Below are 11,779 nucleotides of genomic sequence, written 5' to 3'. Positions count from 1 at the left end.
GCTTGCACTTTTCCAGGAAATCTTCCCGACACCCTTGTCAGACGCATCATGCATGCGTAGATACGCGGCGCCTCGAATAGCAGCGCCCGCGGAGGGGTGCCGGAGTGGTCGAACGGGGCGGTCTCGAAAACCGTTGAGCGCGCGAGCGTTCCGAGGGTTCGAATCCCTCCCCCTCCGCCATTTCCTAGCGCTTTCCCACGTATCGATTACCGGACTTAGCTGCCCGCGGGTATGAGCGGCTGTCTTGGATTTTCCAACAGTTTGCCGTCGCTACGCCGGAGCATTGGTTGCATCCAGGCTCCGACCGAGATCGACACCTCCCGCTTGCTCCCGTTTCTCCGGCGGAAGCGCACTATGAGCCTGGTTCCCGCGCGGCCGAAAGCCCGGTGAAAAGCGGAGGGCCGTGCCGTCAGCTTGCGAGCGGCGCGTCGGTGGAGAACCTTTGCTCCAGCATGCGCAAGATTTCGGCCCTTGACGTCTTGGCAGGAATTTCGAGGAGCGGAATCCCCGCCCGATCGAGGGCCAGGCGTTTGACCTCCATACGACTCAGTGCATCGTCGGACAGAGCATGCCCTGTGCCATGATATTCGACGGCTAGGGCGGGATTACCGAACCTGTCGATCAGCAGGAAATCCACCCGCTTGCTGTTGTAGGAACTGAACACCGCTTTCTGCATCCGGTCCTCAGGGTCATAAGACGTCTTGATGAAGGCTCCCATGGAGACCTCGAACGCCATGTGCCAGTCCGGTCGGTGGTCCTCTATCCACTGTTTGAGCGCATAGAGGACACGCACGGCCTCCTTGTTGACGGGACGCACCGCGCGCAATTCGGCCTGACGCATGAACTTGATCTGGTTCTCCACATCGGACACGTCGTTTTCCTCGAAGAAGCGCTTGCGGCGAGCATTCTCCTCCAGCCGTCGGGATTCGGCTTCGTGGAGGGTGACGTTCTCGCCTCGAAGCGTCTCGATCTGCTGATCGAGCGCATCGGCGTGGCGCCTGGCTTTGACGGCTTGGCTTTTCGCGCGCAAGGCTCGGATGAAAAACCCGGCCGCGAATCCGATGAGCAGAAGAAGGATCGTCGTCGTTTGCATCGTCAGAACCCGACTATCGATGTTCGACCTTCCAAGGGTCGATCACCGGAACACCTGCCGCATCGAAGGCGCTGGCGTCGCGTGTCGCGACCGTGAAACCATGGGCGGTCGCAATCGCAGCGATATAGCCGTCCGGCGTTGGAAAGCCCTTGCCGGCCTTGCGCGCAGCAACGGCGAGATCGGCATAATGACGGGCGGCATCGGTGTCGAAGGCGAGGATTCGACCTTCAAACAGCGGCAGCATCGCATCAACCATCGCTGCGAGCGTCTGCTTGCGCCGTCCATCCGGCAGCGCGCCGATGCCGAACAGGAGTTCCGCGACGCTCACGCTGGAGATGTAGAGGGTTTCGGCCACCTGTTCGTCCAGCCAGTCGCGCACGGCAGGGTCCGGCTCCGGCTTCATCGCCTCGGAGACGACGTTCGTATCCAGAACGATCATTCAAAGCTCATCGGCGTGGCGGCCGTCTTGTCGCGGGCCTGTTCCAGCGCCTCGAAATCGGCATTCGTCAGCCCGGCCTTGCGGCTCAACGCCGACAGGGCAGAGCCGAGGCGCAGGCGCTCGGCGGGACGCACGGCCGCTTCCAGAATGTCGCGCATTTCGGCTTCGGTGCTGCGGCCATGCTGCGCCGCGCGCACCTTGAGAGCGCGATGGGTCTCGTCCGAAAGATTGCGAATGGTCACCGCAGGCATCTGATGGCACCTCCGACCCGGTGATGGCAATGATATCAAAATAGATTAGGTGACATCATCCGACAAGGCGTGACCGTTATCGGGCGAACAGGGCGTGAGCGGACCCACAGAACCGGCAAAGGCATTCTCACGCCCGCGATTTCGCCCTAAAGCTCTCTGCGAAACGGAGAGACCCCTGCGATGAAAGCCGTCCTGTTCGAGAAATTTCAAGAAGCGCCCCGGCTGGTCACGGTGGATGACCCGAGCCCGGAGACCCATGGGGTCGTGCTGAAGGTCGCGGCGACCGGCGTCTGCCGAAGCGACTGGCATGGATGGATGGGGCATGACAGCGACATTGAGCTGCCGCATGTTCCGGGCCACGAGCTCGCCGGCGTCGTTGCGGCCGTCGGCCGGAATGTCGCCCGCTGGAAGGTGGGCGACAAGGTCACCGTGCCCTTCATCTGCGGCTGCGGCAGCTGTCCGGAATGCGCCGCGGGCCATCAGCAGGTCTGCCTCAATCAGGAGCAGCCGGGCTTCACCCATTGGGGCTCATTCGCGGAATATGTCGCCATTCACCAGGCCGATCTGAACCTCGTCGCACTGCCCGAAGGCATGGCCTTTGCGACCGCCGCGAGCCTCGGCTGCCGCTTTGCCACGTCCTTCCGGGCGGTGATCGATCAGGGCAAGGTGCGCGCGGGCCAGTGGGTGGCCGTGCATGGCTGCGGCGGGGTCGGTCTCTCCGCCGTCATGATCGCCTCGGCGGCCGGGGCGAACGTCATCGGCGTCGATCTCGATCCGGCAAAACTCGATCTCGCGAAAGACCTCGGTGCCGTCGCCGTCATCAACGGCCAGGAGGCGGATGTCCCCGCCGCGATCCAAGAGATCACCAGGGGCGGCGCGCATGTCTCCCTCGATGCGCTCGGCCATCCGGTGACCATGACGAACTCCATCCTCGGCCTCAGGCCCCGGGGCAAACACATTCAGGTCGGGCTGATGCTCGGCGAACATGCCGCCCCTGCCATCCCCATGCCCAAGATCGTCGGCCAGGAGATCGAGCTCCTCGGCTCTCACGGGATGCAGGCGCACCGCTATGGCGCCATGCTCGACATGGTGGGGAGCGGCAAGCTCGATCCCGCCCGCCTGGTGGGCGATCAGATCAGCCTTGCCGAGGCGCCCGAGGCCCTGATGGCCATGGACAAATTCCAGTCCGTCGGCGCCACCGTCATCACCCGCTTCTGAGACGGGCCGCAGATCTCTCATCGGAGCGTTCCGCATCGCGGCGAGGCTCTTCGGCGGGGGTGAGGAGCCCGCCTCATCAATCCTGAGCGGTCGGACGCACGACAATGCTGCCGATCTCGACATCCTCAGGCTGGTCGATGGTGAAGGCGATCGCCCGTGCGATCGCATCGGGTGAAATCGCCAGCTCGTCCTTGCGCTTTTGGATCGCGGCCTTGATGTCGGGATCGCTGATCGCACGCTCTGCAAACGACGTGTCGATGAAACCCGGAGAGACTTCCGTCGTACGCAGATTGGGCGATTCTTGCCGCAGCGCTTCGGTGGCGGTGCGCAGCGCGTTCTTGGTCGCCGCGTAGACGCCCATTGTCGGCACGATTTTGAGGCCCGCCGTCGAAACGACGTTGATGATATGCCCGCTTCCCTGACGGCCGAAAACGGGAAGTGCCGCGGCGATGCCGTAAAGCGCGCCCCGCAAATTCACGTCGATCATGGCGTCCCAATCATCGACATACAGAGAGGCGAAGCGCGAAATCGGGCCGATGCCCGCATTGTTGACGATGACGTCGAGCCGGCCGAAACGCTCGCAGGCGAGTTCAACCAGCGCGTCGAGGTCCGCGCGTCGGGTGACGTCGGTCGCACGATAGACGGCCTTGCCGCCCGCTCGCTCGATCTCTTGCGTCACGGCGGCGATCTCCGCCTCGCTTCGTGCGCCGAGCACCAGATGCGCTCCGTGCGCGGCAAGATGAAGGGCGGTCGCCCGGCCGATCCCGCGGCCGGCTCCCGTCAGGACGACGACTTTGTTGGCGATGGTCACGGTGAAGGCTCCGTCTCCCAATTGGAAGCACGAGCCTATGCGGCCATTCCCGGATGATCTATGCTCGATAAGCCATGTCTTCGTCGCGATACGCCGAAATATCCATGGATCCCTTCTCGCAGGTTCTGGCCGCGCTTGGCGCTCGGAGCGTTCGGGGAACGGGCCTAGAAGCCGCTGGAGACTGGGCCCTTGCCTTCGACGGGCGCGCCCGGCTGAAATTCGTGGCGGTGACCCGCGGCCGATGCTTTCTCCTCCTTCCGGGCCGGCCACCGGAGATGCTGGAGGAAGGCGATGTCGTCCTGATCGCCAACACGCGCTATGTCGTCGCCAGCGATCCGGCGGTCGACCCGATCGAAGGCATGCCGCTCTATGCCGGCCCGGGACAGGACGTGGTGCGTCTCGGGGCGGGCGACGAGACGGTCATGATGGGAGGCGGCAGCGGCTTTTCCGGTGGCAGCGCCGCGTTCGTCCTCGACGCGCTGCCGGCGTTTCTGCGCGTCGACCGGACCTCACCCGCCGCCGCGTCTGTCGCAACGACGCTGAAATCCTTGCGACATGAGGTCGACAGCAAGGAGCTCGGCGGCGCGCTCGTCGCCGAGCGGCTGGCGGAAATTCTCGTCATCGAGGCGGTCCGCGCCTTCGTCGCCACCCGTCCTGCAAACAAAGTCGGCTGGATCACCGCATTGGCGGATCCGCGCATCGGCAAGGCGCTCACGGCGCTGCACGGCGATGTCGCGCGCCGTTGGACGGTGCCGATCTTGGCGTCGGAGGTCGGCATGTCGCGTTCAGCCTTTGCGCAGCGTTTTGCCGATCGTGTCGGCCGCCCGCCGCTCGATTACCTCACCCGCTGGCGCATGGTTCTGGCACAGCACCAGCTCAGCGCCGGCGAGAGCGTCGCAGCCGTTGCGGCCGCGGTGGGTTACAGCTCACAAAGCGCCTTCTCACATGCCTTCAAACGAACCTTCGGCCATACGCCGAGCGCAGGCGGCTGATCGTCCCCGCCTCAAACGCGCAGCGCTCCGCCTGTTTCGATCCACGCCCCTGCGCGAGGGGCGACTGTCCCCAGGATAAGCCAGCGAAACGGCAGAGGAAATGGCGCCGTCTGCGCGAAACGGCGCTGCTGGCGCCCGGCGCGTCGGGCCGGAGAGCTCAGGGACAGAGCCCGCCACGCATCATGGCAAGGCGCACGCGCCTTACCGCATCTCAAATAGCAGACATGATCCCGTTACGCGGCGTTGCGGAAATTCATGAGATCGACGGCATGGCGGGCGATCATGAATTCCTCGTTGGTCGGGATGATCGCGACGGGAAGCGTCGCGGGTGCGGAGATGAGCGTCTCACCGCTTTCGTTCGCCGCCGCGTCGATCGAGATCCCGAGGAAGGCGAGGTACTCGCAGATCCGCGCCCTGACCGGAGCCGAATGCTCGCCGATGCCGGCGGTGAAGACGAGCGCGTCGAGCCCGCCCAGCGCACAGCAGAGCGCCCCGATCTCCTTCGCCACGCGGTAGCAGAAGAGATCGACCGCCTCTTTCGCCTCCGGCCGGTCGCTTTCCAGAAGCACGCGCATGTCATTGGAAATGCCCGAAACGCCGAGAAGTCCCGATTCCTGATAAAGGAGATGTTCCAGCGCATCGGCGTCCATCCCCATCTCGCGCATCAGATAGATCAGAATGCCGGGATCGAGGCTGCCGGAACGCGTCCCCATCGGCACGCCTTCGAGCGCCGAAAAACCCATCGTCGTGTCGATGCTGCGCCCGTCTTTGAGGCCGCAGAGGCTCGACCCGTTGCCGAGATGGGCGACGACCACCCGGCCCTCGGCCACCTCCGGCAGCGTCTCGCGGAGCTTGCCGGCGATATATTCATAAGAGAGGCCATGAAAGCCGTAGCGCTGCACGCCCTTCTCGCTCAATCGCCGCGGCAGACCATAGGTCTTCGCCATAAACGGCTGCGAATGGTGGAAGGCCGTGTCGAAGCAGGCGATCTGCGGCAGGCCATCGAAACTCTCGGCCAACACCCGGATCGCCGAAACGTTCTGCGGCTGGTGCAGAGGGGCGAGCGGAACCAGAGTTTCCAGCTCGTCGAGAACGTGGTTCGTCACCCGCACGGGATGATGGAAGCCGGCACCGCCATGCACCACGCGGTGCCCGGCGGCGAGAAGCGGCAGATCCGGCAGGCGGGCACGGATCCAGGCGATGAGATCGCGCAACAGCGGCGCAACACCGCCCGTATCGCGCTCCGCCCAGGATTCGCGGGCAAGCGAGGCGCCATCGACATCCTTGACGGAGAATTCCGCCGCCGTGCCGATGCCGGTCACCTGGCCGGAGAACAGAGGGGAAATGTCTTTCCCGGCATCGGCGACCTGAAAGACGGTGAACTTGATGCTGGAGGAGCCGCTGTTGAGAACCAAGAGGGCGCCTTCGCGCGACATTTCTGAGGGCATGGCAGACTCCATTTCACGCGACCGCGGCATGGTTGGCGACGAGAGAGGCGAGCGCACAGGAGGACAGGCGGGAATCGAGGCTGTCGGCGCGGCTCGTCAGCATCACCGGAACGGCGGTGCCGAGAACGATGCCTGCGACCTCGGCACGCCCGAGGAAGGTGAGTTCCTTGACGAGCATGTTGCCGGCCGCGAGATCCGGCACGAGCAGGATATCGGGACGGCCCGCGACTTCCGAGACGATGCCCTTGGTTTGCGCCGCTTCGGCCGAGATCGCATTGTCGAAGGCGAGCGGCCCGTCGATGATGCCGCCGCGGATCTGGCCGCGATCGGCCATCTTGCAGAGCGCCGCCGCATCGACGGTCGACGGGATCTTCGGATTGACCGTTTCGACCGCGGAAAGAACCGCGACCCGCGGCGCCTCCACGCCCAGCGCCCGCGCCAGGTCGATGGCGTTTTGCGCAATATGCGCCTTGTCTTCGAGCGTCGGCGCGATGTTGACGACGCCGTCGGTGATCATCAGCGATTTCGGATAGGTCGGAACGCGCATCATGAAGACGTGGCTGATGCGCTTCGACGTGCGCAGGCCGCGGTCGCGCTTGACGACGGCGCCCATCAATTCGTCGGAATGCAGCGCCCCCTTCATCACCGCGCCGGTCTCTCCTTCCCGGGCGAGATCGATGCCGCGCGCCGCAGCGGCGGCCGCATTCGGCGCCTCGACGATGCGCAGGCCCGAAATGTCGATCTCGTGGGCGAGCGCGAGCTTCTCGATCATCGCGCTCGGACCGACGAGCACGGGATCGATCAGCGCCTCGCGCGCACCGTCGGCCGCACTGCGCAGAGAGGTCTCATCGCACGGATAGATGACGGAGGTCGGCAGCGGCGGCAGATGCGTGCACAGCTCTTTGAGGCGGGCGAGCTGCGAACGCGTTTCGGGGATCTGAGAAAAGGCAGTCATGGGAAAAGTCCTAGGATAAGCGGGGGGCATGAACGGGGGGACGAACGGGCGGAGGAAGCGGGCTCCCTGCCGCCTCCCGCCCGGAAGTGTGGACGGGCGGGAGGCGCGACCGCCGGACCGATCTGGAATGGGAGGGAGCTGTCGGGCCGGAGGTCGGGGGGAGCGAGGGAGGAGGATGACGGGTGGTTCAGCGCCTCAATCGCGAGCGACGCAGAGCGCCATGCCCATGCCGCCGCCGATGCACAACGTGGCGAGGCCCTTCTTGGCGTCGCGGCGCTGCATTTCGTTGAGAAGCGTCACCAGGATGCGCGCACCGGAGGCACCGATCGGATGGCCGAGCGCGATCGCCCCGCCATTGACGTTGACCTTGTCGGTGTCGAAGTCGAGCTCGGTGTTGACGGCGATCGCCTGGGCGGCAAAGGCCTCGTTCGCCTCGATAAGGTCGAGATCCGTGGCCGACCATCCGGCCTTGTCGAGCGCCTTGCGCGAGGCCGCGATCGGGCCGGTGCCCATGATCTTCGGATCGACGCCGGCGGTCGCCCAGGAGACGATGCGGGCCATCGGGGTCGCGCCGCGCTTTTCGGCCGTCTCCGACGACATCAACACCACGCCGGCCGCGCCGTCGTTGATGCCCGACGCATTGCCGGCCGTGACGCTGCCCGATTTGCTGAAGGCGGGTCTGAGCTTCGCAAGACCTTCCGGCGTCGTGTCGGTACGAATGAATTCATCCGCATCGACAATCGTCTCGCCCTTGCGCGAATGCACGCTCACGGGAACGATCTCGGCGGCGAAACGACCCTCCTCGCGGGCTGCTGCGGCCTTGCGCTGCGAGGCGGCGGCAAAAGCGTCCTGCATTTCGCGGGTGATGCCGTAGCCGTCGGCGACGTTCTCCGCCGTCATGCCCATGTGATAATCGTTGAAGGCGTCCCACAGGCCGTCCTTGATCATCGTATCGACCATCTCGGCCGGCCCCATCTTCACGCCCTTGCGCAGATAGGTGGCATGCGGGGCAAGGCTCATATTCTCCTGCCCGCCGGCAATGATGACATTGGCGTCGCCGCAGGTGAGAGATTGCAGGCCGAGCGCCACGGCGCGCAGCCCCGAGCCGCAGACCTGGTTGACGGTCAACGCCGTCGTGGTCACCGGCAGCCCGGCCTGGATCGCCGCCTGCCGCGCCGGGTTCTGCCCGAGCCCCGCCGTCAGCACATGGCCGAGGATCACGTCGTCGACCTCCTGCGGGGCGAGCCCCGCGCGGCTCAGAAGCGCGCGGATGACGACGGCGCCGAGCTCTGCTGCCGGAACCGTGGAAAGCCCGCCTGCGAACGATCCGATGGCGGTGCGTGCGGCTGCGGTGATTACGATGTCAGTCATGATGGGATGTCCCATGAGAAGAGGTTGCTGCGACCCCCTCCCCGCCCCGTTGAAGGCGCCCGCGCTTTCTGCCGGGCGGCCATGGTGCCGGGAGAGGATTTTTGTCGGCGGTCGCTCAGGCGGCCACCTTCATCTCGCCCACGGCGTCGGGAACGATGAGGCTCGCTTCGGTTGCCGCCAGGACGTCCTCGACGCTCGTTCCGGGTGCGACCTCGCTGAGGACGAGGCCGTCCGCGGTCGGGGTGATGACCGCCATTTCCGTCACGATCAGATCGACGCGGCGCTCCGCCGTCAGCGGCAGGCTGCATTCCTTGACGATCTTCGGCGCGCCCTTGGCGGTGTGCGTCATGGCGACGATCACCTTCTTCGCCCCGGCGACGAGGTCCATCGCCCCGCCCATGCCCGGCACCATCTTTCCGGGCACCATCCAGTTGGCGAGATAGCCGCGCTCGTCGACCTGCAGGCCGCCGAGCACCGTCACGTCGAGATGCCCGCCGCGGATGAGGCCGAAGGAGAAGCCGGAATCGAAGCCCGCCGCTCCCGGCACGGCACCGATCGGATTGCCGCCGGCATCCGTCAGATCGAGATCTTCCAGGCCCGGATGCGGCAGCATGCTCATGCCGATGATGCCGTTCTCGGACTGAAAGAAGACCTCCAGATCCTTCGGCAGATAGGAGGCGACGAGCGTCGGCATGCCGATGCCGAGATTGACGAGATCGCCGGATTTCAGCTCCTGCGCGATCCGCTTGGCGATCAGAACCTTGTTATCCATGGCAGGCTTCCTTCGAGACCAGATAGTCGACCAGGACATGCGGCGTGGCGATCACATCGGGTGCCAGCGTTCCGACCGGGACGATCGCTTCGGCTTCGGCGAACACCTTGTCGGCCGCCATCGCCATCAGCGGATTGAAGTTCCTCGCCGTCAGCGAATAGGTGAGATTGCCGAGATAATCGGTGAGCTTGGCATTGATGAGCGCCACATCGGCGCGCAACGGCTTGGCGAGCACATAAGTCTCACCGTCGACCTCGAGCGTCGTCTCGCCTTCGGCCGCCAGCGTGCCAACGCCAGTGCGGGTCAGAACCCCGCCGAGGCCGAAGCCGCCCGCCCGGATGCGCTCGGCGAGCGTGCCCTGCGGCACCAGCTCCACGTCGAGCTCCTCGGCGATCATCAGCTTCTGGGTGATCGGATTGGTGCCGATATGGCTGGTGATGACCTTGCTCACGAGGCCGGCATCGATGAGCTTGCCGATGCCGATGCCGGGTTTCGCCGTATCGTTTGAGATAATCGTGAGATCGGACTTCTTCTGCCGCACCAGGGCATCGATCAGCCGCGGCGGCGTGCCGGAGCCCATGAAACCGCCGATCATCACCACCGCGCCGTCTTCGATCCGTTCAACGGCATCGTCGACGCAGATGACTTCGCACATGATATTTTCCTTGCCTGCGAGAGGGTTTCTTCGGGGGAGGACCGGTCTGCGCCGAAGGCCTGCCGGAAGGGGGGAGTTCCTCCCCCGAAGAGGGGCTCAGACGTCGCTGTCGGGGATTTCCAGCGCCAGAAGCGCGGAGCCGAGACATTTGCCGTGCGGGTCGAGAGCGAGCGAGCGGGTCACGCCGCCGCCGAGCGCTTCGTACATGACGAAGTTCAGGGCGCCGATGCTGGGCAGTTCGTAGCGGACGACGTCGCCGTGGACGATGCCCTTGAAATGCTCCTTCACCCGTTCGGCCGTCACATGGGCGGCAAGCCGCGCATAGTCTTTCTCGTCATAGGCAATGACCGAGATGTTGGAGATGTCGCCTTTGTCGCCGGTACGCGAATGGGCAATGTCGAAGAGTTTCATGATTGCACCTCAATGATCTGGATCCGCGGGGTCACGGCTGCCCGTGGCACGAGGGCGGAAAGCATCGCCACGACCTGGCGGGCCGATTTGGTCGCACCGCCGCCGCCGGCCGGGCCGTTCGTGTAGAGGGTCTCCACCTCGTTGCCGATGCGCACGGCCTCCTTCATGCTCTCGCAACGGCCGGTGACGCGGGCGCGCACTTCGGTCGGCTCGGGCTGGGGCGCGAGGACGTCGCGATGGATGGCGTTGACGCCGATGAGGTCGTAGCGCAGCTCGCTGCTCTGCAGTCCGATGATGTCGAGCCGCTCCTGGACGATCTCGAGAGCGAGCTTCGCCCGGGCCAAGGCACCCGGCCCCGCATAGGAGATCTGCCCCTCGCCGATATACCCGTTGACATAGCCGACGGAGACCTTCAGCGTCGCCGGCCTCTCACGGCCCGTCACGCCCTCGACCCGGACCCGGTCCGGGCCTTCCTGGGTGAAGGTGATCTGCGAGAAATCGGCCGTCACGTCGGGCGTCAGATAGCTCTTCGGATCATGCACCTCGTAGAGGATCTGCTCTTTGCAGGTGTCGGTCGTGACGTGACCGCCCGCGCTCTCCACCTTGGTGATGACGAAGCTGCCGTCCTCGCTGACTTCCGCGATCGGGAAGCCGAGATGGCCGAGACCCTGCACGTCCTTGCGGCCCGGCTCTGCGAAATAGCCGCCGGTGACCTGGCCGCCGCATTCCAGAAGATGGCCGACGGCCGTCCCCTTGGCGAGATGCGCCCAGTCGTCGAAGGCCCAGCCGAACTCCTTGATCTGCGGAGCGAGGAACAAGGCCGGATCCGCAACGCGGCCGGTGATGACGACATCGGCCCCCTGCTCCAGCGCCTCCACGATCGGCGCGGCACCGAGATAGGCATTGCCGGAGACGAGCACGTTCGACATCGACGCCGCCGGCTGCCCGGTCTCGGTGATCTTGATGTCGCCGGACTTCAGGGTCTCCAGAACATCGTCGCCGGAAACTGCCGCGATCTTCAGGGAGAGCCCCTGCGCAGCCGCGATTTCCCGGGTCTTTTCGGCCCCGGCTTCAGGGTTCGCCGCGCCCATATTGGTGATGATCTTGATGCCCTTTTCGGCGCAGACCTTGAGAACGGCCTCCATGCGATCGGACAGAAGGGCGTCATAGCCCTTGGTGGGATCGGCGAGCTTCGCCTTCTGTGCGATGGCGATCGTGCGCTCGGCCAGGCACTCGAAGACGAGGTAGTCGATCTTGCCTTTTTGGGCGAGCTCGAGCGCCGGCTCGATGCGGTCTCCGGAATACCCGGCACCGGCACCGATACGAATGGTTTTCATGATGAAATACTCCTGGAATGAAACGT

General features: G+C 65.1%; 13 protein-coding genes and 1 tRNA gene. 3 read left to right on the top strand and 11 right to left on the bottom strand.

Annotated features, from left to right (window positions below; all coding sequences use genetic code 11):
- The first annotated feature begins 90 nt into the window (after positions 1-90).
- Positions 91-180, top strand: a tRNA-Ser gene (locus EO094_RS05985).
- Between the two features lie 229 nt (positions 181-409).
- Here EO094_RS05985 and EO094_RS05980 read toward each other — a convergent pair.
- The 3 genes from EO094_RS05980 to EO094_RS05970 are packed head-to-tail and all read right to left on the bottom strand — an operon-like array spanning position 410 to position 1,783.
- Positions 410-1,093: a DUF2726 domain-containing protein gene (locus EO094_RS05980; protein WP_128291333.1), complete on the bottom strand. Its 684-nt coding sequence runs from the start codon at positions 1,091-1,093 to the stop codon at positions 410-412.
- A 13-nt stretch (positions 1,094-1,106) separates the two neighbouring features.
- On the bottom strand, positions 1,107-1,532 hold the full coding sequence (locus EO094_RS05975; RefSeq protein ID WP_128291332.1) for a type II toxin-antitoxin system VapC family toxin: 426 nt from the start codon (positions 1,530-1,532) through the stop codon (positions 1,107-1,109).
- The gene (locus tag EO094_RS05970) at positions 1,529-1,783 is read right to left on the bottom strand and encodes a FitA-like ribbon-helix-helix domain-containing protein (RefSeq protein ID WP_128291331.1); all 255 of its coding nucleotides are present in this window, start codon (positions 1,781-1,783) and stop codon (positions 1,529-1,531) included. Before EO094_RS05970 ends, EO094_RS05975 begins: the two co-directional genes overlap by 4 nt.
- 180 nt (positions 1,784-1,963) lie before the next feature.
- On the opposite strand from EO094_RS05970, the gene EO094_RS05965 reads away from it, so the two are divergent.
- Positions 1,964-3,001 (top strand): zinc-dependent alcohol dehydrogenase family protein, encoded by a 1,038-nt coding sequence (locus EO094_RS05965; protein ID WP_128291330.1) that lies wholly within the window; start codon positions 1,964-1,966, stop codon positions 2,999-3,001.
- A gap of 76 nt (positions 3,002-3,077) precedes the next feature.
- Here EO094_RS05965 and EO094_RS05960 read toward each other — a convergent pair whose 3' ends face one another.
- Positions 3,078-3,812 carry an SDR family oxidoreductase gene (locus tag EO094_RS05960; protein WP_128291329.1) on the bottom strand — a complete coding sequence of 245 codons (735 nt, stop codon included), beginning with the start codon at positions 3,810-3,812 and terminating at the stop codon, positions 3,078-3,080.
- A 104-nt stretch (positions 3,813-3,916) separates the two neighbouring features.
- Between EO094_RS05960 and EO094_RS05955 the strand changes: the two genes are divergently transcribed.
- Complete coding sequence (locus tag EO094_RS05955; protein WP_246008372.1) at positions 3,917-4,804, top strand: AraC family transcriptional regulator; 888 nt, start codon at positions 3,917-3,919, stop codon at positions 4,802-4,804.
- 233 nt (positions 4,805-5,037) lie between these two features.
- Here EO094_RS05955 and EO094_RS05950 read toward each other — a convergent pair whose 3' ends face one another.
- The 7 genes from EO094_RS05950 to EO094_RS05920 all read right to left on the bottom strand — a co-directional run bounded on the left by EO094_RS05950 (position 5,038) and on the right by EO094_RS05920 (position 11,753).
- Positions 5,038-6,252 carry an acetate/propionate family kinase gene (locus tag EO094_RS05950; RefSeq protein WP_128291328.1) on the bottom strand — a complete coding sequence of 405 codons (1,215 nt, stop codon included), beginning with the start codon at positions 6,250-6,252 and terminating at the stop codon, positions 5,038-5,040.
- A 13-nt stretch (positions 6,253-6,265) separates the two neighbouring features.
- Complete coding sequence (locus tag EO094_RS05945; protein ID WP_205649829.1) at positions 6,266-7,207, bottom strand: bifunctional enoyl-CoA hydratase/phosphate acetyltransferase; 942 nt, start codon at positions 7,205-7,207, stop codon at positions 6,266-6,268.
- Positions 7,208-7,402: 195 nt separating this feature from the next.
- Positions 7,403-8,578, bottom strand: a complete 1,176-nt coding sequence (locus EO094_RS05940) for an acetyl-CoA C-acetyltransferase (protein ID WP_128291326.1) — start codon at positions 8,576-8,578, stop codon at positions 7,403-7,405.
- 115 nt (positions 8,579-8,693) lie between these two features.
- Entirely contained in the window at positions 8,694-9,350 is a 657-nt protein-coding gene (locus tag EO094_RS05935; protein ID WP_128291325.1) for a 3-oxoacid CoA-transferase subunit B, read from the bottom strand.
- Positions 9,343-10,005, bottom strand: a complete 663-nt coding sequence (locus EO094_RS05930) for a CoA transferase subunit A (RefSeq protein WP_128291324.1) — start codon at positions 10,003-10,005, stop codon at positions 9,343-9,345. Before EO094_RS05930 ends, EO094_RS05935 begins: the two co-directional genes overlap by 8 nt.
- A 96-nt stretch (positions 10,006-10,101) precedes the next feature.
- Complete coding sequence (locus EO094_RS05925) at positions 10,102-10,416, bottom strand: AtuA-related protein (RefSeq protein WP_128291323.1); 315 nt, start codon at positions 10,414-10,416, stop codon at positions 10,102-10,104.
- Positions 10,413-11,753 carry an acyclic terpene utilization AtuA family protein gene (locus EO094_RS05920; RefSeq protein ID WP_128291322.1) on the bottom strand — a complete coding sequence of 447 codons (1,341 nt, stop codon included), beginning with the start codon at positions 11,751-11,753 and terminating at the stop codon, positions 10,413-10,415. Before EO094_RS05920 ends, EO094_RS05925 begins: the two co-directional genes overlap by 4 nt.
- Positions 11,754-11,779 lie beyond the last annotated feature (26 nt).

It is taken from the genome of Afifella aestuarii, assembly GCF_004023665.1.
Taxonomy (GTDB): domain Bacteria; phylum Pseudomonadota; class Alphaproteobacteria; order Rhizobiales; family Afifellaceae; genus Afifella; species Afifella aestuarii.
Note: the sequence above shows the minus strand (reverse complement) of the source record. Positions and strands in the feature narration are given on the sequence as shown.